The 21,034-nt window shown below is 71.3% G+C and carries 14 protein-coding genes; 7 read left to right on the top strand and 7 right to left on the bottom strand.

What is annotated here, in order from left to right; all coding sequences use genetic code 11:
* Genes ACZ55A_RS16380 through ACZ55A_RS16355 form a run of 6 tightly spaced genes read left to right on the top strand, consistent with a single transcriptional unit; the run spans position 1 to position 13,377 of the window.
* Positions 1 to 1,401, top strand: a complete 1,401-nt coding sequence (locus ACZ55A_RS16380; protein ID WP_468840032.1) for an FAD-binding oxidoreductase — start codon at positions 1 to 3, stop codon at positions 1,399 to 1,401.
* A complete protein-coding gene (locus ACZ55A_RS16375; protein ID WP_468840030.1) occupies positions 1,398 to 6,845 on the top strand; it encodes a non-ribosomal peptide synthetase in 5,448 nt (1,815 codons plus the stop codon). Before ACZ55A_RS16380 ends, ACZ55A_RS16375 begins: the two co-directional genes overlap by 4 nt.
* Before the next feature lie 28 nt (positions 6,846 to 6,873).
* The gene (locus ACZ55A_RS16370) at positions 6,874 to 8,184 is read left to right on the top strand and encodes a salicylate synthase (protein WP_468840027.1); all 1,311 of its coding nucleotides are present in this window, start codon (positions 6,874 to 6,876) and stop codon (positions 8,182 to 8,184) included.
* The gene (locus ACZ55A_RS16365; RefSeq protein ID WP_468840024.1) at positions 8,184 to 9,791 is read left to right on the top strand and encodes a (2,3-dihydroxybenzoyl)adenylate synthase; all 1,608 of its coding nucleotides are present in this window, start codon (positions 8,184 to 8,186) and stop codon (positions 9,789 to 9,791) included. Before ACZ55A_RS16370 ends, ACZ55A_RS16365 begins: the two co-directional genes overlap by 1 nt.
* Complete coding sequence (locus tag ACZ55A_RS16360; RefSeq protein WP_468840021.1) at positions 9,788 to 11,590, top strand: ABC transporter ATP-binding protein; 1,803 nt, start codon at positions 9,788 to 9,790, stop codon at positions 11,588 to 11,590. Before ACZ55A_RS16365 ends, ACZ55A_RS16360 begins: the two co-directional genes overlap by 4 nt.
* Positions 11,587 to 13,377 (top strand): ABC transporter ATP-binding protein, encoded by a 1,791-nt coding sequence (locus ACZ55A_RS16355; RefSeq protein ID WP_468840018.1) that lies wholly within the window; start codon positions 11,587 to 11,589, stop codon positions 13,375 to 13,377. The genes ACZ55A_RS16360 and ACZ55A_RS16355 overlap by 4 nt, the downstream gene beginning before the upstream one ends.
* Positions 13,378 to 13,411: 34 nt before the next feature.
* On the opposite strand, the gene ACZ55A_RS16350 is transcribed toward ACZ55A_RS16355, so the two are convergent.
* The 7 genes from ACZ55A_RS16350 to ACZ55A_RS16320 form a co-directional block, all read right to left on the bottom strand.
* On the bottom strand, positions 13,412 to 15,598 hold the full coding sequence (locus tag ACZ55A_RS16350; RefSeq protein WP_468840016.1) for a heavy metal translocating P-type ATPase: 2,187 nt from the start codon (positions 15,596 to 15,598) through the stop codon (positions 13,412 to 13,414).
* A gap of 2 nt (positions 15,599 to 15,600) precedes the next feature.
* Complete coding sequence (locus ACZ55A_RS16345; RefSeq protein ID WP_468840013.1) at positions 15,601 to 15,918, bottom strand: DUF1490 family protein; 318 nt, start codon at positions 15,916 to 15,918, stop codon at positions 15,601 to 15,603.
* Positions 15,919 to 15,948: 30 nt separating this feature from the next.
* Positions 15,949 to 16,860 carry a metal ABC transporter permease gene (locus ACZ55A_RS16340; RefSeq protein ID WP_468840140.1) on the bottom strand — a complete coding sequence of 304 codons (912 nt, stop codon included), beginning with the start codon at positions 16,858 to 16,860 and terminating at the stop codon, positions 15,949 to 15,951.
* Between the two features lie 35 nt (positions 16,861 to 16,895).
* Positions 16,896 to 17,780, bottom strand: a complete 885-nt coding sequence (locus tag ACZ55A_RS16335; RefSeq protein ID WP_468840010.1) for a metal ABC transporter ATP-binding protein — start codon at positions 17,778 to 17,780, stop codon at positions 16,896 to 16,898.
* Positions 17,780 to 18,709: a metal ABC transporter solute-binding protein, Zn/Mn family gene (locus ACZ55A_RS16330; RefSeq protein WP_468840007.1), complete on the bottom strand. Its 930-nt coding sequence runs from the start codon at positions 18,707 to 18,709 to the stop codon at positions 17,780 to 17,782. Before ACZ55A_RS16330 ends, ACZ55A_RS16335 begins: the two co-directional genes overlap by 1 nt.
* Before the next feature lie 108 nt (positions 18,710 to 18,817).
* Positions 18,818 to 19,504, bottom strand: a complete 687-nt coding sequence (locus ACZ55A_RS16325) for a cation efflux transmembrane domain-containing protein (protein WP_468840004.1) — start codon at positions 19,502 to 19,504, stop codon at positions 18,818 to 18,820.
* On the bottom strand, positions 19,504 to 19,839 hold the full coding sequence (locus tag ACZ55A_RS16320) for an ArsR/SmtB family transcription factor (RefSeq protein WP_468840001.1): 336 nt from the start codon (positions 19,837 to 19,839) through the stop codon (positions 19,504 to 19,506). The genes ACZ55A_RS16325 and ACZ55A_RS16320 overlap by 1 nt, the downstream gene beginning before the upstream one ends.
* Before the next feature lie 204 nt (positions 19,840 to 20,043).
* Between ACZ55A_RS16320 and ACZ55A_RS16315 the strand changes: the two genes are divergently transcribed.
* The gene (locus tag ACZ55A_RS16315; RefSeq protein WP_468839998.1) at positions 20,044 to 21,027 is read left to right on the top strand and encodes a metal ABC transporter solute-binding protein, Zn/Mn family; all 984 of its coding nucleotides are present in this window, start codon (positions 20,044 to 20,046) and stop codon (positions 21,025 to 21,027) included.
* Positions 21,028 to 21,034 lie beyond the last annotated feature (7 nt).

The raw sequence follows: 21,034 nt of genomic DNA, 5'->3' as shown, positions 1-21,034 counted from the left end.
ATGCCGACGAACCTGCCGACGCGCCCTTCGCTGCCCGGCTTCCGAGGCCGCATCGTCACCCCCGGCACTCCCGGCTACGAACGGGCCCGCCGGGTCCGCAATGCACGCATCGACCGCCGCCCGGCCCTGATCGCCCGCTGCACCGACGTCGACGACGTCATCGCGGCCCTCGCCTACGCCCGCGGCCACGGACTGCCCGTCGCCGTCCGCGGCGGCGGGGCCAACGTGGCGGGCTGGGGCACCTGCGACGACGGCGTGCTGCTCGACCTCGGCGGGATGAAACGCATCGATGTCGACCCCCGGGCCCGTACCGCGGTCGTCGAACCCGGCCTCACCTGGGGTGAGTTCGACGCCGCCACGCAGCAGCACGGCCTGGCGCTGCCCGGCGCCCGCAACACCGACGTCGGGATCGCCGGCCACACCCTCGGCGGCGGCGTCGGCGACCTCTCCCGCCAGTACGGCCTGACCAGCGACAATGCCATGTTCTTCGAGGTGGTGACGGCCGAAGGACGGTATGTGCGGGCGGACGCCGATCAGCACGCCGAGTTGTTCTGGGCGCTGCGCGGCGGTGGCGGGAACTTCGGGGTGGTGACCCGCTTCGGCTTCCGGCTGCATCCCGTCGAGCGGGTGACCGCCGGCGCCCTCGTCCACCCGGCGCAGCAGGCGCGCGAAGCCCTGCGCACGGCCCGCGACTGGCTCGCCACCGCACCCGACCAGGCCTCCCTGATAGCCCTCGTCTGGACCGCGCCGCCTCTGCCCTTCGTCCCGGAGGAGTTGCACTTCGAACGCTGCGCCGTCCTCATCCCGACGTGGTTCGGCCCGCCCGAACGCGCCGACGAGATCCTCGCCCCGCTCCGCCACGGCCACCCCCGCCCGGTCCACGACACCGTCACCGACCTGCCGTACACCGCCTACCAGCGACTCCTGCCGTCGCCGCCCGACGTCGCCCGCCAGCACGTCTACAACCGCGGGGAACTCCTCGCCGAGCTCACCGACGCCACGATCGACCGGCTCCTCGGCCACTGGGGGGCCTCCGGGCCGAACTACTCCGTCGTGCTCGGCGCGCTCGGCGGGGCCATCAGCCGCGCCCCCGCCGGACCGACCGCCTTCGTCCACCGCCGCGCCCAGTGGTTCATCGAGATCTGTGCCCAGTGGTACGGCGAGGCGGACAGCCCCACCCACCTGGAGCCCGCCCGCACCGGCTGGCAGGAACTCCAGGACGTGACCGAGGGGCCGTACCTCAATCTGCTGCCTGACCCGGGCCCGCAGTGGGTGCGCGCCGCGTACGGAGACGACACGTACGCGCGGCTGGGGCGCCTCAAGGAGACCTGGGACCCGGGCAACCTCTTCCGCTTCAACGCCAACATTCCGCCCCGCGCGGCCAAGGAGACCGACAGATGACCACCGCATCCACCCCGGGCGAGCTGATCGCACAGCTGCGACACGCAGGAGCCCAGCTGTGGGAGGAGGACGGCACGCTCCGCTACCGCGCCCCCAAGGGCACCCTGGGCCTCGATGAGCTGCGCGCGCTCAAGGAGCACAAGGCGGACGTGCTGGAGTGGCTGCGCGCCGAGGACCGCCCGGCGTCACTGGTGCCGGACCCGGCAGCCCGGCACGAACCGTTTCCGCTGACAGACGTCCAGGCCGCCTATCTCCTCGGCCGTAACGAGGTGTTCGACTACGGCGGCGTGGCCTGCCATGTGTACCTGGAGGTCAACTACCCCGACCTGGACCCGGGCCGTGCCGAGCACGCCTGGAACCGGCTCGTCGAGCGGCACGGCATGCTGCGCGCCGCCATCGACCCCGAGGGCCACCAGCGCATCATGCCCACCGCGCCGACCCTCACCCTGCCCGTCACCGATGTCCGCGGCGCCGACACCGCCCGGGTACGTGTCGCCCTGGAAGCAGCGCGGGAGGAGATGGGCCACCGGGTGTACGACACCACCGCCTGGCCGCTGTTCGACCTGCGCCTGACCCGCACCGACAGCCGCGCCGTCCTCCATCTGTCCATGGACTTCCTCATCGCGGACTGGGCCAGCATCTGGCTCCTGCTCGCCGAATTCGAGGCGCTGCACACCGACCCCGAAGCGCAACTCCCGCCGTTGGACGTGGAGTTCCGCGACTATCTGCTCGCCGAGCGCGCGCTCGGCGAATCCCCGCGCCACCAGCGGGACAAGGACTACTGGCACTCCCGGCTCGATACCCTGCCGCCCGCCCCTGACCTTCCGGTGCTCGACACCGGTACACAGCAGGCGGCCCGCTTCCGCCGCCGCTTCCTCAAGCTCGACACCGCCGGCTGGCGGCGGCTCAAGGAACGCGCCCAGAGCCGCGGCCTGACCCCATCATCCGTGGTGCTCGCGGCATACGCCGCTGTGATCGAGCGGTGGAGCCGCACCCCGCGCTTCTGCCTCAACCTGACCGTCCTCAACCGGCTGCCGCTGCACCCGCACATAGACCGCGTCGTCGGCGACTTCACCACCGTCAATCTGCTCGCCGTCGAAGGCACCGCCGGCCAGAACCTGGCAGACCGGGCCCGCGCCCTGGCCGGACAGCTCTTCGACGATCTCGACCACCGGCTGTACTCCGGCGTGCAGGTGCTGCGCGAACTCGCCCGCCGCCGTGGCCGCGACGCCGCCCTGATGCCGATCGTGTTCACCAGCGCCATCGGCCTCGGCGACACCGAGGCGAACGGTCGTGCCGAGGGGCGGCTCGACGGCTTCGGCATCACCCAGACACCGCAGGTCTTCATCGACTGCCAGGCGATGGACGACGCGGAGGGCCTCCAGGTCAACTGGGACGTACGCGAGGGGGTGTTCCCCGACGGCCTGGTGGACGACATGTTCGACGCCTTCGAGAGCGTCCTCCGGGGGCTTGCGGACGGTGAGGAGCCCTGGGAATCCGCCGACCCGGTGGCGCTGCCCGGCTGGCAGACCGAGGAGCGCCGCCGCGTCAACGACACCGCGGCCGAATTGCCCGACGGACTGCTGCACCACGGCGTCCTCACCCAGGCCGTCCGCACCCCCGACCGCCCCGCCGTGATCGCCCCGCACACCACCCTCAGTTACGGCGAACTCGCCGGCCGGGCCACCGCCGTCGCCCAGGCGCTGCGCCGCGCGGGCTGTACGCCGGGCAGCCGGGTCGCCGTCGTCATGGACAAGGGCCCCGAGCAGATCATCGCCGTCCTCGGCGCGCTGCTCGCCGGCGCCGTCTATCTGCCGGTCGACACCGTGCAGCCGCCGGTGCGCCGCGCCGGCATGCTCCACGACGCCGGGGTCAAGCACATCCTCACCCAGTCATGGGTGGCCGCCGACTGGCCGCAGGGCAGCACGGTCCTCGCCGTCGACGCCCTCGGCGGGGCGCCGGCCGCCGCTTTCGACCCGGAGGAAGGGGACCCCGACGCACCCGCGTACGTCATCTACACCTCCGGGTCCACCGGTCGGCCCAAGGGTGTGGTGATCAGCCACCGTGCCGCGCTCAACACCGTCGCCGACATCGGACGCCGCTACGGCATCGGCGCCGACGACCGGGTGCTGGGCCTGGCCAACCTCGGCTTCGACCTGTCCGTCTGGGACATCTTCGGCCCGCTGTCCGTAGGCGGCGCCCTCGTCCTGCCGGACCCCGAGCGGCGCACCGACCCCTCCCACTGGGCCCAGCTGGCCGCCGAACACCGCGTGACGGTATGGAACTCCGTCCCCGCGCTGATGCAGATGCTCGCCACCTACCTGGAGTCCGAGCCTGGCCTGGGCCTGCCGGCCCTGCGGCTGGCGCTGCTCTCCGGTGACTGGGTGCCGCCCGCCCTGCCCGGTGAGATCACCGGCCGGCTGCCCGGACTGCGCGTGATCGCCCTCGGCGGCGCCACCGAGGCCGCGATCTGGTCCATCCACCACCCCTGCGACACCTCCGACGCGGCACGCCGCTCCATCCCCTACGGCACCCCGCTCGCCAACCAGGGTTTCCGGGTGCTGGACACCGCTCTGCGCGACTGTCCGGTGTGGACCGCGGGGGAGCTGTACATCACCGGAGAGGGCCTCGCCAAGGGCTATCTCGGCGACCCCCGGACCACCGCACACCGCTTCCGCACCCACCCCCGCGACGGCCAACGCCTTTACCGCACCGGGGACTTCGGCCGCTATCTGCCCGGCGGTGAGATCGAGTTCCTCGGCCGTGAGGACAGTCAGGTCAAGGTGCGCGGCCACCGCATCGAGCTGGGGGAGATCGAGGCGGCGCTGCTGGAGCATCCGGCGGTCGCGGCCGCCGGAGTCGTCGTCGACGGGGCAGGGGAGGAGCGCGGACTGCTCGGCGTTGTCGAACCTGCCGCCGCCACCAAGCCCGCCGAGGGTGCCGCTGCCCAGACGCCGCTGGTGGCTGCCGCGGCCGACAGCGCCGTCCCTGGCGTGGATCCCGCGGGCGTCGCCGCCCATGTCGAGACGCTTGACGCCGCCGTGCTGGCGTCCATGGCGTCCGCGCTGTACGAACTCGGGTTGTCGGCGGATGCCGAGCCCACCGAGGAGACGCTGCACGCAGCGGGCGTCGCGCCGCGCCACCACTGGCTGGTGCGCCGCTGGCTCGCGGTGCTGGCCGAGCACGGCGGCACCGAGGCCGACGAGGACGAGGTGGCCCGCCGCTGGGGCGCGGCCGAGGCCGCCTGGACGGACGCTCTCGGCTCCCGCGACTTCCTGGCCTACGTACGCAGCAACACCGACCGTCTCCCTGAGCTGTTGACCGGCCGACAGGACCCGGTCGAACTCCTCTTCCCCGAGGGCGACTTCAGCATCGCGCAGGCGCTCTACCGGCACCACGCCATGGCCCGCTACCTCAACACCGCCGTCGCCACCCTCGTCGGGCGCATCGCCGCCGAGCACCCCGCCGACCGCCCGCTGCGCGTCCTCGAAGCAGGCGCCGGCACCGGCGGTACCACCGAGGACGTGCTCCCCGCGCTGGAGGGCCGCTCCACCGACTACCTCTTCACCGACCTCGCGCCGTTCTTCCTGCCGGAGGCAAGGCGCCGCTTCGGCGACAGCCCCTGGCTGCGCTTCGGGGTGTTCGACGTCGACACCGACCACCGCGCCCAGGGCCTGGCCCCGAACTCCTACGACATCGTGCTGGCCGCCGGTGTCCTGGAGAACGCCCGGGACATCCCCGCCGCCCTCAAGCGGCTCACCGAGCTGGTGGCCCCCGGCGGATGGCTGCTGCTGACCGAACCGACCCGCGAACACCCGTGGATCCTCGCCTCGCAGGCCTTCATGATGACCGAGCCCGAGGATGACCGGGCGCTGGGCGGGTCCTCCTACCTGGGCCCGGAACAGTGGCGCGCACTGCTCACGGAGGCCGGCGCCGAGCAGGTGCTGAGCCTGCCCGAGGACGGCCACCCCCTCGCCCCGCAGCATCTGCGGCTGTTCGCCGCGCGGCTGAAGACCGACCGGTCCTACGTCACGGACACCGACCTGACCGCGTTCCTGCGCGACCGGCTGCCCGCGCACATGATCCCCTCGCACCTCCAGGTCGCTGACGCGCTCCCGCTCACCGGCAACGGAAAAGTGGACCGACGCACCCTCCAGGGCTGGCGCCCCACCCTCCCCGACACCGGTGACCGGCCGGCTACCGAGGCCCCCGCCGACGCCTTCGAGGCCCGGCTCGCCGAGCTGTGGGCGGCTGCCCTGCCCAGCGGCCGCCTCGGCCGCACCGACGACTTCTACACGCACGGAGCCGACTCCCTGATCATGGCCCGGATGGCGGGCAAGCTGCGCGAAGAGATACCCGAAGCGGCCACCGTCCCCTTCGACGCCATGCTGCGCCAGCTGCTCAACCACCCCACGCTCGCCGAACTCGCCGCCTTCCTGCGCACCACCGGCGACGGCGCCGTCGCAGGACGTCCCGCGCCCCGCCGCGCCGCGACGGGCAACGCCGGTCTGCTGTCGTTCAGCACCACCGGTGACGGACCGCTGCGCGTGATGTTCCACGCCGGCCTCGGCACGATGGACTGCTACCGGCCACTGGCGAACCGGCTTGTCGCGCAGGACCTCGGACCGGTGCTGGGCGTCGTCATCGACGACACCGAGCGCTACTGCTCCCTCGATCCGGCCACCGTCGTCGAGCGCGCCGCCGACGACTACGCCGAGCGGCTGCTCGCCGAGGGGCATGACCGCGTCCAGCTCATCGGCTACTGCCTTGGCGGTCTCTACGCCACCGAAGTGGCCCGGCGCCTCGAAGAGCGTGGAGTGAGTGTCGAGGACCTCGTCCTGATCAGCAGTCACCCCGTCGTCATCGACGTCGAGGACGACCTGCTGATCGAGATCCTGTTCGTACCCAACCTGCACATCTCCATGGCGCAGACCGGATTCGGCGATCTCGACAGCGACACCGTCGTACGCGGCTTCCTGCAGGTCATCGAGCGGCACGGCGGAAGCGTGCCGGCCGGCGCCCTCGCCGGGGTCGGCGGGGACCCGGACATGGACCGCGCCGGTGCCTTCTTCCGGCACCTGGGCTCCTTCACCCGCGAGGAGCGGTTCGCCGCCTACGCCCGCACCGCGTCGGAGGCCAACGGCGAGACCATGCCGCCGGAGATGGTCGCCGCGATGTTCCGGATCTTCCGGCAGAGCTTCCGCTCCGCACGCTTCACACCCCCGCCGTACGCCGGCGACATCCGCTTCCTGCGCCCGCGCGGCGCCTCCGGCTTCGCGCCCGGCATGGACGAGACCACGCTCGGCTTCTGGCGCGACGTCTGCATCGGCGACCTCCCCGTCACCGACATCGACGGCAACCACTTCAGCTGCATCGAGGAGCCCAACGCGGACCGGGTCGCCGACCTCGTCGCCGCCCCGCTGCGCGCTCCGCGGCAGCGCTGACCGCCCCTCTTCCCAGCAGGAGACCCTAGTGATCCATACCTATCAACAGGCATGTATTGACGGCCCGTTCGAGCCGGAGTCCGTCGTCGCCCACCTCGTCGAATCCGGCTTGCTGACCGATTTCGTCGTCTACGAGCGCGAACAGCACTGGCATGTGGCCAGCGATCCCGTCGCGGAGATACGCGTCCACGCCGATCACATCCGCACCGTCTCCCCCGCAACGAGAGCCGAGACCGCATACCCCTGGTCGGGCAGCCCCTGGGAGCCGATCCGCGCCGCACTCGCACGGACGGCGGCCGAGGACTGGCACGCATACGGCTGGCTGTCGTTCGAGCTCGCGAGCGGTGGCGAGAACACCGAGCTGCTCGGACATCTGATCATCCCCGGAAGCGAATTGACGATCAGCCGGCATGAGGTGCTGGTCCGTACCGTCGACCCCGAGCTGACGGCACGCCTGCGCAAGTTGCTCGCCGAGATCCCGGATCGAACGGAGCAGCCTGCTCCCGAACCTGTCGAGGTGGCCGCCGCGGACCGCTCGTACCACAACAACGTCGCGCGGGCCGTGGCGGAGATCGGCCGGGGCGAGCTGGACAAGGTCATCCTGTCCCGCACCGTCACCGTGCCGTACCCCGTCGACATGACCGCCACCTATGTGCGCGGCCGGGCCGCCAACACCCCCGCACGCTCGTTCCTCCTCGACCTCGACGGGCTTCAGGCCGCCGGCTTCAGCCCCGAAACGGTCATCGAGGTCACCGCCGACGGCACCGCCACCACCCAGCCACTGGCCGGGACTCGCGCCCTGACTGGAGAACCGGAGACGGACCGGGCGCTCCGTTCCGAACTGCATCGCGACCCCAAGGAGGTCTTCGAGCACGCGATGTCCGTGAAACTCGCGGCCGAGGAACTGTCCTCGGTCGGCGTGGCGGCCCAGACCCGGGTGGGGGAGTTCCTCACCGTCAAGCCGCGCGGCAGCGTGCAGCACCTCGCATCCCGTGTCACCACCGAACTCGCCGAAGGCCGCACCGCGTGGGACGCGCTCGGCGCGGTCTTCCCGCCGGTCACCGCCTCCGGCATCCCGAAGGCCGCCGCGTATCCGCTGATCCGCGAGCTGGAGGAGGAGCCGCGCGGGATGTACGCGGGCGCGGTGCTACGGGCCGGCGCCGACGGGTCGCTGGATGCCGCGCTGGTGCTGCGTGCCGTCTACCAGCGCAACGGCAGGGCCTGGCTGCGGGCCGGCGCGGGCGTGGTCGGGGCCTCCCGGCCGGACCGTGAGTACGAGGAGACCTGCGAAAAGCTCCGCAGCGTCTCCCCCTACGTCGTTCCGAAGGCGGGCCGCTGATGCCGCACGCACCTCTGGACGGTTTTGTGGGCTGGCCCAAGGAGTTCGCCGACCGCTACCGCGAGCGCGGCTACTGGCGCGGCCGTACGCTCGGAGCCCTGCTGCGCGAGCGTGCCGCGGCCACGCCCGACGCCGTGGCCGTGGTCGACGGGGCCCGACGCTGGACATACCGCGAACTGGACGAGCGCGCCGACCGGCTGGCGTCCGGACTGTGTGAGCTCGGCCTGGCGCCCGGTGACCGGGTCCTGGTCCAGCTCCCGAACTGCGCGGAATTCCTCCAACTGGCCTTCGCGCTCTTCCGCATCGGCGCCGTGCCGGTCATGACGCTGCCCGCACACCGCGAGGCGGAGATCGCGCACCTGGCGGGCCTGTCCGAAGCCGTGGCGTATGTCGTCCCCGACACCCACCTCGGTTTCGACCACCGCCCGTTGGCCCGCTCCGTCCGCGACCGGGTTCCCGGCCTGCGCCATGTGCTCGTGGCCGGCGACGCCCAGGAGTTCACCGACCTGGCGGAGCTGGAGAGGGAGCCGCAGCCGCTGCCCGAGCCCGATCCGTCCGGCGTGGCGCTGCTGCTGCTCTCCGGCGGCACCACCGGCGCCCCCAAGCTGATCCCGCGCACTCACGACGACTACCTCTACAACGCGACCGCCAGCGCGGCGATGGCCGGCCTGGACGCCGCAACCCGCTATCTGGTGGCGCTCCCGGTGGCCCACAACTTCCCGCTGGCCTGCCCGGGCGTGCTCGGAACGCTGCACGCGGGCGGCACCGTGGTGATGTGCCCGACGCCGAGTCCGGACGTCGCCTTCCCTCTCATCGCCCGCGAACGGATCACCGTCACCGCCCTGGTCCCCTCCCTGGCGCTGCTGTGGCTGGAGGCCAAGGACTGGTCCGACGACGACCTCGGCAGCCTCCGACTCCTCCAAGTGGGCGGCTCCCGGTTCCAGCCCGAGACCGCCCGGCGCATCACACCGGAGCTCGGCTGCCGGCTCCAGCAGGTCTTCGGCATGGCCGAGGGGCTGCTGAACTACACCCGGCTCGACGACCCACAGGAGCTCATCCTGCACACCCAGGGCCGGCCGCTCGCCGAGGACGACGACCTGCGGATCGTCGACGCCCAGGACCGCGACGTGCCCGAAGGCGACCCCGGCGAACTGCTCGTCCGCGGGCCCTACACGCTGCGCGGCTACTACCGGGCCGCCGAGCACAACGCCAAGGCGTTCACCGAGGACGGGTACTACCGCAGCGGCGATCTGGTACGGCGGCTGCCGAGCGGGCATCTCGTCGTGGCCGGCCGCATCAAGGACGTCATCAACCGGGCCGGCGAGAAGATCCCCGTAGAGGAGGTCGAGAACCACCTGCTCGGACACCCCGCCATCCATGACGTGGCCGTCATCGGCCTGCCCGACGCGGAACTGGGGGAGCGCACCTGCGCCTGCGTCATCGCCCGCGGCACACCACCACAACGCGCCGACCTGACCGCCCATCTCACCGAGCGCGGCCTCGCCGCCTACAAACTCCCCGACGACGTCAGGGTGTTGACGTCCTTCCCGCGCACCGCCCTCGGCAAGGTCGACAAGGGTGCTCTCATCCGGGAGGTGACCGGATGAGCAGCGGCCTGGGCACGGTACGGAAGCTGGTGGCGCTCGCCCCCGAGGCCCGCGGCAGGCTCCGACGGGCCGCGGCACTGAGCGTGCTCAGCGGCGTGAGCTCGGTGGCCGGTCTCCTCTGCGTGGCGTACGCAGTCGGGGAACTCGTCGTCGGCCACCCGTCCGGAGCGGTCCTCACCCGCTGGACGCTGGGCGCGCTGGCCGGTCTGCTCTGCGGGTTCGCCGCCCGCTGGCTCGCCGAACACCTCGCGCACGAGGCCAGTTACGGCCTGGAGGTCGTCCTGCGCCGCCGTCTCGCCGACGCGCTGGCACACATGCCGCTCGGCGAGGTGCAGCGGCTCGGCGCCGGCCGTATCAAGAAGATCGTCCAGGACGATGTGAAGGCGCTGCACAACGTCGTCGCCGACGCGCTGCCGTTCGTCGGCTCCGGCGTCGCCCAACCGCTCGCCGCCCTGCTCGCACTGGGTGTCGTGCAGTGGCGGCTGCTGCTCGCCGTCCTCCTCATCGTCCCCCTCGCCTTCGTCTGCTTCTCGCTCCTGGCCCGCGACTACGGCACCCAGCGCGAGCGCTACAACACCGCCAACGAGAAGGTGAACGCGGCCGTCGTCGAATTCGTCCAAGGCATGCCGGTCGTGCGCACCTTCGACGACGGACAGGCGTCCCTGGGGCGGTTCGCCTCCGCCGTCGAAGAGTTCACCGAAGCCGTCGCGGCCTGGATGGCCACCACCCGTGCCTCCGGCCGCCTGCACCGGCTGTTCATCGTGCCGCTCCCCACTTTGCTGATCGTCGCGGCCACCGGCACCCCCATGCTCACGGCCGGCTGGATCTCGCTGACCGATCTCCTGCTGGCCCTGCTGATCGGCACCATGCCGATCGAGGCGGTCTCCCCCCTGATGCACCTGACCAACCACATCAACGACTCCAAGGCCGGCGCCGTCCGCATCCAGGAGCTGCTGGACACACCGCCGCTCCCCGAGCCCGAGCAGCCACGCGAACCAGCAGGCTCAGCTCTCACCTTCGAGAACGTCGGCTTCCACTATCCCGGCCGCACCGGCCGACCCGCCTTGGACGGCATCGACCTGGAGATACCCGAAGGCACGGTGTGCGCGCTGGTGGGCTCTTCCGGAGCCGGCAAATCCACCCTCGCCCGGCTGATTCCCCGCTTCCATGACGTCACCTCGGGCACCGTACGCATCGGCGGCACCGACGTGCGCGACATCCGCAGCGCGGACCTGCTGCAACACGTCTCGCTGGTCTTCCAGGACCCGTTCCTGGTCAGCGGCACGGTCGCCGAGAACATCCGGCTCGCCCGGCCCGACGCCACCGACGACGAGGTCCGCGCCGCCGCCGAGGCGGCCGCCGCCCACGACTTCATCGTCAAGGAACTCCCGGACGGCTACGACACCCAGGTGGGGGAGCGCGGCGGACGCCTCTCCGGCGGCCAGCGCCAGCGCCTCACCATCGCCCGCGCGATCCTCTCCCACGCCCCCGTCGTCATCCTCGACGAGGCGACCGCCTTCACCGACCCCGAGACCGAAGCGGCGATCCAGCAGGCCCTCGCCCGCCTCACCCGCGGCCGCACCGTCGTCATCATCGCCCACCGCCTGGCCACCATCGCCGACGCCGACCAGATTGTGGTACTCGACGCGGGCCGGGTCGCCGAACGCGGCCGGCATGCCGAACTCATCGCCGCCGGCGGCCGCTACGCCGACCTGTGGACCCACCACCAGCAGGCCGCCGACTGGGACCTGACCAGCTCCCGGCCCACCCGGCCGGCCGAGGAGGAGATCGCCCCGTGAAGCGCATCCTGCGCCTGATGCTCACCGCCGCCGGCCCCTACGCCCGGCAGTTCCGCGCCACCCTGCGCATCTCGCTCGCCGCGACCGTCCTGCAATCCGCCGCCTACGCCTGCTTCGTCCCCCTGCTCGCCGAACTCTGCCGCGACCCCGTCCGCACCGGCCGCGCCGGACTCTGGCTCGCCGTGCTCGCCCTCCTCGTCGCGGGCGAAGGCGCCCTGCGCGTAAGGGAGATGACCTTCACCTACGACCACTGGCACCTGGTCATCCGGTCCACCCGGCTGCGCCTGGGCGCCGCCCTGCGCGCCATGCCGCAGCAGGAACTGGCCCGGCGGGCCGCCGGCGACCTCACCCAGGTCGTCGGCAACAACGCCACCACGGCCGCCACTGCCGTCTCCTCCCTCGCCGCCCTCTTCGTCCAGCTCGTCACCGTCCCCGCGGTGCTGGGCGTGGTCGTCCTTGCCCTCGACTGGCGCCTCGGCCTGGTCCTCGTGGCCGGGACCCTGGCCGCGCTGCCCCTCGTACGCCAGGTGCAGCGCCGCTCCGGCACGGGCTTCCGCGCGGTCGACGAGGCCGACGGCGAGAGCGCCGCCCGTATCGTCGAATACGTCCAGGGCCTCCCCGTCCTCAAGGCCACCGGCCGCGCGGGCGCCGACTCACCCCTCCTCCTCCCCGTACTCACCCGCCAGCACCAGGCCCAGGCCGCCTCCAACCGCTCCGCGGCACTACCGGTCGCGGGCGCCCAGCTCCTCGTGCAACTCGCCCTGGTGGCCCTGGTCGCCCTCGGCGCCGCACTCGCCCTCGACGCCCGGCTCACCCCGGCCACGCTGCTCGCCGTCACGGTCGCCGCGGCCCGCTTCGCCGAACCGCTGAGCCTCGCCGCCGTCATGACCAAGCTCTTCGAACTCTCGGATGCGGCCCTGGCCCGCATCGAAGACGTCCTGACCGTCCGTCCCCTGCCGGTGGCTCCCGGCGGCCATCCGCCCCGCACCTTCGACGTCCACTTCGACAGCGTCACCTTCACCTACGACGGCCAGGGCCAACCCACCCTCAAGGACGTCGACTTCACCGTCCCCGAAAGGAGCCTGACCGCCCTCGTCGGCACCTCGGGATCCGGCAAGACCACCCTCACCCGCCTCCTCTGCCGCTACGCCGACCCGCAGCACGGCACCGTCCGCCTCGGCGGCACCGACCTGGCCACCCTCGCCCCGGACGACGTACTGCGGCATATCGCCGTCGTCTTCCAGGACGTCTACCTGTTCGACGACACCATTCGCGCGAACATCACCCTCGCCCGGCCCGACGCCACCGACGCCGAGATCGAGGCCGCCGCCCGCGCCGCCGGCATCCACGACTTCGTCAGCCGGCTGCCCGACGGCTACGCCACCCCCGTCGGCGAGCTCGGCTCCGCCCTCTCCGGCGGCGAACGCCAGCGCATCTCTCTCGCCCGCGCCTTCCTCAAGGACGCCCCGGTCATCGTCCTCGACGAGCCCACCGCCGCCCTGGACACCGAGTCCGAAGCCGTCGTCCAGGGCGCCATCGACCGCCTGGTCGCCGGCAAGACCGTCATCGTCATCGCCCACCGCCTGACCACCATCGCGGGCGCCGACCAGATCCTGGTCCTCGACGAGGGCTGCATCACCCAGCGCGGCACCCACCCCGAACTGCTCGCCGAGCCCGACGGCCGCTACGCCCGTATGTGGGCAGCCCAGTCGGCTGCTCGCAACTGGCGGATCCCTGGTAGCAGCCGTGCCGGCTCGGCAGAGAGCGTCGCCGGACCCCGCGCATGAATCACGAGGACGTGACGAGGCCACGCTCCGGATGTCAGCGCACCCGGCGGTCCTCCAGCGGGGCCGCCATCAGCATGTCCTCGTCGGTCGGGGGGAGGTGTGGGGTGTGGTTGACCAGGCGGGCCGAGTTGCCGACGACGGCGATGCTGCTGGTGTTGTGCAGCAGGGCGGCGAGGACCGGGTTCATGGAGCCCCCCGCGCCGGCGACCAGGCCGAGGAGGTTGACGCCGATGGCGAGGCCGTAGTTCTGACGGACCACGCGCAGGGTGTGGCGGCTGAGCTCCACAACGGCGGGGACCTGTCGCAGGTCGTCGCCGGGTAGTGCGATGTCGGCGGTTTCCAGGGCCACATGGGAGGAGTGTGCGCCCATGGAGATACCGACGTCGGCGAGGGCCAGGGCGGGGGCGTCGTTGGTGCCGTCGCCGACCATCGCGACGGTGTGGCCCTCGGCCTGGAGGTCGCGGATCAGCTGGAGTTTGCCTTCCGGGAGGGCGTGCGCATGGACCTCGGTGATACCGAGGGTGTCGGCGACGGCCTGTGCGGTCTCGGGCGCGTCGCCGGTGAGCAGCAGCACGCGGGAGACCCCCAGTTCGACCAGCTGTTGGATGACGGCGCCGGCGCCCGAGCGCACGGCATCGGAGACGCCGAGCAGGCCGATCAGGTCCTCGTCGTGGGCGATGCAGATGACGGTCTCGCCGCCGCCCCGCAACTGCTCGGTCCAGCCTTGGGCTTCATCGGTCAGCTCGACGCCGTGCTGGCGCAGCAGCGCGGGGCTGCCCACCAGCAGCCGGGTGCCGTCGAGTTCGGCGCGCATGCCCATGCCGAGGACGACCTCGCATGCTTGGTGGATGGGCGCATGCAGATGCTGTTCCTCGGTGTGGGCGACGATGGCCTGGGCGAGGGGGTGGCGGGCGTGCAGCTCACCGGAGGCGGCCAGGCTGAGGACTTCGTTGGCGGTGAAGCGGTCGCTGAGGGTGACCACGCTGGTGACCAGGGGCCGGCCGAAGGTCAGGGTGCCGGTCTTGTCGAAGACGACGGCGGTGACCCGGCCGATGCCCTCCAGGTGGGTACCGCCCTTGATGAGCGTCCCGCGGCGGGCGCCGTTGCCGATGGCGGCGCTGATGGCGGTAGGCGTGGCGAGGCCGGCCGCGCAGGGGCAGGCGATCAGCAGCATCGTCATGGCGCGCCGGGCATCGCGGGTGACCACGTAGGTCAGCCCGGCCAGCGCGAACGACACCGGGACGAAGCGCCGGGTGAAGCGGGTGGCGACCGTTTGGATCGGTGCCCGGTCGGACTGGGCCTCTTCGACCCGGCTGATGATCCGTCCGACGGTGGTATCCCGTCCGACGGAGGTGGCCCGGACGGTCAGCGAGCCGGAGGTGACGATGGTCCCCGCGTAGACTTCGGCGCCGGCGCGCGCGTAGACGGGCAGCGCCTCACCGGTGATCGCCGCCTGGTCGACGAGGGCTTCGCCGCCGACGACCTGCCCGTCGACCGGGATCCGGTGGTGCTCGTAGACGGCCACGACATCGTCGGGCACGACCTCTTCGAGGGCCACCTCGACCTCAACACCTTCCTCCCTTACGAGCCAGACCCGCTCCTCACCGATGGTCAGCAGCTCCTCGATGGCGCGCCTGGTCCGACGGAGCGTCAGGGTCTGCAGGAACTCACCGATGTTGAGGAGCCAGAGGACGGTGAGGGCGACGACGTTCTCGCGCAGCACGAACGAGATGACGGTGGCCGCAGTGACGAGCGTGTCGGTCCCGGGGTGGCTTCGGCCGCGCAACGACCGCAGCGCGCCACGGAAGAAAGGCAGCCCGGTGAAGAGGGTGATCGCACCCAGGAGGCCGGAGGAGCCCGCAGTGATGCGGGGGCGGCGCAGCAGACGGCGCAGCGCCACGATGGCGAGTACCGCACCGCCCACGACCAGCCGGGCCAGTTCCCCCGTGGAGGAGTCGGGTATGGAGGGGGTCGGTTTGGCGGGCGCGGACGCGGGCGGGGCCTCGTCGAGCGCGGACACCAGGCGGTCGACGTCCAAGAGGTCCGGCGCCATCCAGATCACCACGCTGCCGGTGCGCGGAAAGATCCGCAGCGCCCGGAAGCCCCTGATGCCGGTCAGCCGCTCATCGACAAGCCCGGCGCTGCCGGGGCGCGCCCGCACCCACGGGACGGTGAACCGGGCCCGGCCCGAGGTTACGGAGCGGACGACGACACCGGACATGGTCAGTGCTCATGCCCGTGGTCGTGTTCTTGGCCCTCGGTGGCGACCGCGGAGGGTGGCGGGACCTCTTCGCCCAGTGACGTACGGGCCTCGGCGAGGACATCACCGGCCTTGAGCCGGGCTTCCTCTGCGGCCGACGCCAGCCACCGGCCGGCCACGATCCCGCCGGCCAGGCCTCCGACAACTGCCTTGCGGGCGACGGGCTTTGCTTCGGGCAGGCGCTTGGCGGCGCCCTTGACGATGAGGGCGCCCACCACCCCGGAAACCGCGTAGTGAGCAAGCCGTCCGGCTGCGGCGCCGACGAGCGCGACGGGGTGCATGAACGACTCCTTCCGTCCGTACCGGCTCCTTCAAGTGTGCGTCCGGACGGTGCCCCGGGGCGAGCCGAGTGCGGGCCCCGGCGCAGGGGTGGCCCGCCGCGCCGTCGCCAGCCGGCACCCGAGGTAGATGAGGAACGCGATGGTGGTGACGTACGGGCTGATGGGGATGGTGCTGCCGAGCGCGAGCAGAATGCCGCCCTCCATCGCGCACAGGGCGAAAACGACGCTCAGCACCGGCAGCAGCAGCGGAGAAGCGGTGACCCGCGCGGCGGCGGCCGCCGGGGTGACCAGGAGCGCGAGCACCAGCAACGCCCCGACGATCTGGACGCACAGGGCGACCGCGAGGCCGAGGACCAGCATGAACGCCAGGGACAGCGCGCGTACCGGGACGCCGCGTGCCTCGGCCACCTCCGGATCGACGCTGGCGAAGGTCAGCGGCCTCCAGACGAGGGCGAGAGCGATGAGCACCACCACCGACGTACCGAGAAGCCAGGCCATCTGCGGAGTGCTGACGGCGATGATCTGGCCGGTCAGGATGCCGAACTTGTTGGCCGCCCGGCCCTTGTAAAGGGAGAGGAAGAGCACGCCGAGGCCGAGTCCGAACGGCATGATGATGCCGATCACCGCATTGCGGTCGCGGGCACGGACGCCCAGGACGCCGATCGCTCCGGCCGCGATCAAGGAGCCGGCGATGGACCCGGCGACGATGTTCACCCCGAGCAGCAGCGCCGCCGAGGCACCGGCGAAGGAAAGTTCACTGATGCCGTGCACCGCGAACGGCAGATCCCGCGTAATCACGAACACCCCCACCAGCCCGCCGACCAGGCCGAGCAGCACCCCGGCGAGCAGCGAGTTCTGGACCAGCCCAAGCAGCTCCCCGTAATTGTCGAAGTTGAAGATCTGATGCCAGATGCCGGTGTCTTCCCCACCATCGGCGAACAGCCCGGACCCGTGGCCGAACCCGTAACCGAGCCCGATCACTGGCTTTCTCCCCCCTTCGCCCCGTCGTCGTGGGGGTGACCGGTGCCGGCATTGGGTTCTCCGACCACCACGATCCGGCCCCTGACACGGACAACATCGACCTGGGTGCCGTACAGCTCCGACAGGGCCGAGGAGGTCATCACCTCAGCAGGCCGCCCAATGCGGTATCGGCCATGGGCGAGGTACAGAACGCGGTCCACCAGACCCAGAACGGGATTGATCTCATGCGTCACAAAGACCACGGCAGTACCGGCGGAGCGCCGCCGCTCCTCCACCAGCTCGGTGATGGTGCGCTGGTGCTGAAGGTCGAGGGAGAGCAGCGGCTCATCGCAGAGCAGGATCCGCGGGTCGGTGGCGAGCGCCTGCGCGATACGGACGCGCTGCTGCTCGCCGCCGGAGAGCCGTCCGATCGGGGTGTCCGCGTACGCCGTCGCACCGACCGCGTCCAGGAGGTCATCCACACGGTGACGGATCGGCCGGCGCGCGAGCGGCAGGCCCCAGCAGTGCCCGTCCAGACCGAGGCGTACCAGGTCACGGGCGCGCAGCAGGGTATGCGTGGGCTGGAACGCCTGCTGGGGGACGTAGCCGATATGCCGGCTGCCGCTTCGGGGCGGGCGGCCGAGGACCGTGAGCGACCCTCCGGTGAGCTGCTGCCGGCCCAGGAGTACGCGCAGCAGACTCGTCTTGCCTGAGCCGTTCGGGCCCAGCACGGCGAGGAATTCCCCGGGCCGGACATCCAGCCGCAGGCCGTGCCACAGCACGCGGTCGCCGTACGCCAGAGCCGCGTCCCGCAGACTGATCACCGGCGCGCCGGTGTCGGCACTCCGCCTGGAACCTCGGTCCGCCGGGGAGAGCGGGAAGACGGCCTCCGCGCGTCCCATCACCTCTCCAATGCGCTCTTGATCGCACCGATGTTGGCGACCATCCAGCTGAGGTAGTCCTCGCCCTGAGGAAGGGTTTCGGTCACCGGAACCACCGGGATCCCGCTGTCCTCGGCCGCCGCCTTGACCTTCTCCGTCGGAGGCCCGGACGTCTGCTTGTTGTAGATCAGCGCCTTGACCTGCTCGTGGGTGAACAGCGAGAGCGTCCGTTGCAGGCTCCGTGTGGAGACGTCGTCGCCCTCCTCGACGGCCTGACTGAAGTCCGCGGGCGTCTTGTTCCGCAGCCCCATCGCCTCGGTCATATACAGCGGTACGGGCTCGGTGACCGCCACGGAAGCCCCCGCGTGCTCCGCCTTGACCTGCCGTTCCTTATGTTCCAGCGCCGTCAGCCGGTCTTTGAACCTCTTGGCGTTGTGCCGGAAGACGTCGGCGTCGGCGGGGGAGGCCTTGGCCAGAGCATCCGCGACCCGGTCGGTCAGCTTCCCCATTGCGGGGAGGTCGTACCAGACGTGCTCGTTGACCTCCCCGCCCGCCCTCGGTGCCTTCCCCGACACCTTCACGGCATCGATGACTGAAGGTGACGCATTGTTGGCACTGTGCAGCATCCTGCCGACGAAGTCGTCATAACCGCCGCCGTTCTCGACCACGACCTTCGCTTTGGACAGCTCCAGCCGGTTCTGCGTACTGGCCTCGTACGAGTGGGGATCCTGCGCCGGGTCGCTGATGATCGAGACGACCGTGACCTTGCCGCCCCCCACCTGCCGGACGATGTCCCCGTACACGTTCGTCGAGGCGACCACGGGAATGGCTGGAGAGGACGCACCGGCCCGGGAGCCGTCACGGGCACCGGCACCCGTGGAGCCGGTGCAGCCGCAGGTCAAGGCCAGCGCCACACCTGTGAGCAGAACCGGGCCACGCATCGAGGGCATAGGGTTCGCGGCCTCCCGGTCAACGAGAGCCGAAACGGTTATCGATTCATTATCGGCCGGTCCTCTCCTGTCATCCACCCGAGCCGACGGCGGGCAGGCTGGGCCTGGTCAGGCGCAGCAGTCGTGGGCGTCTGCGGTGGCGGCCGGCGCCGCGGTGACAGGAACGGGGCAGCAGGTGCCGCCACGCCATGCGTCGCGTCCTTCCTTGACGGCCACCGTAGCGATGATCAGCGCGGCGACCGGGTCGGCCCAGCTCCAGCCGAGCAGGCTGTTGGCCAGCAGTCCCGCGAGCAGGACCGCGGACAAGTAGGTGCACAGCCGCGTCTGTTGCGAGTCCGCGACGGCCGATGCCGAACCCAGTTCCCGTCCGGCTCTCCGCTGGGCGGTGGAAAGGACCGGCATCACGACCAGCGAGGCGGCGGCCAACGCGATGCCGGGTACGGAGTGCTGTGCCTCGCCCGTGCCGCTGACTGCGCGGACGGCGTCGGCGGTGACGTATGCGGCGAGGGCGAAGAACGAGAAGGCGATGATCCGCAGGGCGGTCTTCTCGCGGGCTTCCCGCACCTCGTGCCGGTTCGCGGAGAACTGCCAGGCCACGGCTGCTGCGGAGGACACCTCGATGACGGAGTCGAGGCCGAAGCCGATCAGTGCGGTCGACGAGGCGAACGTGCCGGCCGTGAGGGCAAGGGCTGCCTCGAGGACGTTGTAGACGATGGTGGCCGTGACCAGCAGGCGTATCCGCCGCGCGAGCGCGTCACGGCGGGCCGGAGCCGTCCGCTGCGGTGGGGGCGCCATCAGCAGCAGCCGTTCTCGGCGGCGTCGGCGCAGGTGCGGTCCGCCTCAATGGCGACCACGGCGTTACGCAGGTCGTCGAGGGCATGGCCCAGGCGCGGGTCTGCGAGTTCGTATCTCGTGCGACGGCCGACCGGGATCGCAACGACGAGGCCGCAGTCGCGCAAGCAGGCCAGATGGTTGGAGAGCCGCGTGCGCGAAATGCCGAGCTCGTCGGCCAACTCGGCCGGGTGGGCCGGGGCTTCGCGTAGGGCGAGCAGCAGACGGCAGCGGAGGGGATCGGCCAGGGCGCGGCCGAACCGCGCCAGGACCTCGATGTCGGAAGCGATGGTCAGCACGCCATGACAGTACACGCCTTCCTGAATTCAGCAATCCTTGAATCATGACGTGCTCGGCCGGCGCTTGCGCCCGATCGGAAAAAGTTGATAATGATTGTCATAATCCATGGGAGTGAAAATCATTTCCATCTAGGTTTGGGGGTGCACCCCGCCTGCCCGGCCGCGACCGCTACGCGTCCGGACCCACCCGAAGGAGCTCTCTGCATGTCCGCCGCCCCCGTCCCCCGTACCGTCCGACGACAGCGGCACGCGCGGCTTGCCCTCGTCACTGCCGCGGCCACGGTGACCGCCGCGACCGCCGCAGCGTGTTCCACCTCGGCCGCCGGAAGCGGTCACGCCGACGCATCCGGTGGCGCATCCGGTTCCGGGAAGAAGATCCAGGTGGTCGCCGCGGAGAACTTCTGGGGCAGCATTGCCTCCCAGCTCGGCGGCAGCCGCGCCGAGGTGACCAGCATCATCACCAGCCCGGACACTGACCCGCACGACTACGAGCCGACCGCCGGCAACGCCCGGGCCGTGTCCGGTGCGCGCTATGTGATCGTCAACGGCATCGGCTACGACGCCTGGGCCGACAAGCTGCTCGCCACCAATCCCGGAAGCGACCGAACCGAGCTGAAGGTCGGGGACCTGGTCGGCGTCAAGCCAGGCGGCAACCCGCACCGCTGGTACTCACCGCACGACGTCCACCAGGTGATCGAGAAGGTCACCGCGGACTACAAGAAGATCGACCCGGCCGGCGCCTCGTACTACGACCGGCGCAAGAAGGCGTTCGAGACCAAGACCCTCGCGTCGTACAACCGGCTGCTGTCCGACATCAAGTCGAAGTACGCGGGCACGCCGATCGGTGCGTCGGAGTCCATCGTCACCCCGCTCGCCGACGGGCTGGGCCTGAAGATGCTGACCCCCGAGACGTTCCTGAACGCGATGAACGAGGGCTCCGACCCCACCGCGAAGGACAAGACCACCATCGACCAGCAGATCAAGAGCAAGCAGATCAAGGTCTACATCTACAACACCCAGAACTCCACCCCGGACGTGCAGGCACAGGTCAAGGAGGCCAAGGCGCAGGGCATCCCGGTGGCCACCGTCACCGAGACCCTCACCCCCGCGGGCGCCTCCTTCCAGCAGTGGCAGACCGCCCAACTCCGTGGGATCGAGCGGGCCTTGGCCAAGGCGACCGGTAAGTAAGCGGGGA

The organism is Streptomyces sp. NPDC034111 (genome assembly GCF_055575375.1).
Note: the sequence above shows the minus strand (reverse complement) of the source record. Positions and strands in the feature narration are given on the sequence as shown.

Excerpts from the sequence above, each read along its gene's own strand:
- ACZ55A_RS16360 (WP_468840021.1), top strand. The coding sequence starts at position 9,788 with ATGAGCAGCGGCCTGGGCACGGTACGGAAGCTGGTGGCGCTCGCCCCC.
- ACZ55A_RS16315 (WP_468839998.1), top strand. The coding sequence starts at position 20,044 with ATGTCCGCCGCCCCCGTCCCCCGTACCGTCCGACGACAGCGGCACGCG.
- ACZ55A_RS16375 (WP_468840030.1), top strand. The coding sequence starts at position 1,398 with ATGACCACCGCATCCACCCCGGGCGAGCTGATCGCACAGCTGCGACAC.
- ACZ55A_RS16350 (WP_468840016.1), bottom strand. The coding sequence starts at position 15,598 with ATGTCCGGTGTCGTCGTCCGCTCCGTAACCTCGGGCCGGGCCCGGTTC.
- ACZ55A_RS16345 (WP_468840013.1), bottom strand. The coding sequence starts at position 15,918 with ATGCACCCCGTCGCGCTCGTCGGCGCCGCAGCCGGACGGCTTGCTCAC.
- ACZ55A_RS16335 (WP_468840010.1), bottom strand. The coding sequence starts at position 17,780 with ATGGGACGCGCGGAGGCCGTCTTCCCGCTCTCCCCGGCGGACCGAGGT.
- ACZ55A_RS16365 (WP_468840024.1), top strand. The coding sequence starts at position 8,184 with ATGCCGCACGCACCTCTGGACGGTTTTGTGGGCTGGCCCAAGGAGTTC.
- ACZ55A_RS16325 (WP_468840004.1), bottom strand. The coding sequence starts at position 19,504 with ATGGCGCCCCCACCGCAGCGGACGGCTCCGGCCCGCCGTGACGCGCTC.
- ACZ55A_RS16380 (WP_468840032.1), top strand. The coding sequence starts at position 1 with ATGCCGACGAACCTGCCGACGCGCCCTTCGCTGCCCGGCTTCCGAGGC.
- ACZ55A_RS16330 (WP_468840007.1), bottom strand. The coding sequence starts at position 18,709 with ATGCCCTCGATGCGTGGCCCGGTTCTGCTCACAGGTGTGGCGCTGGCC.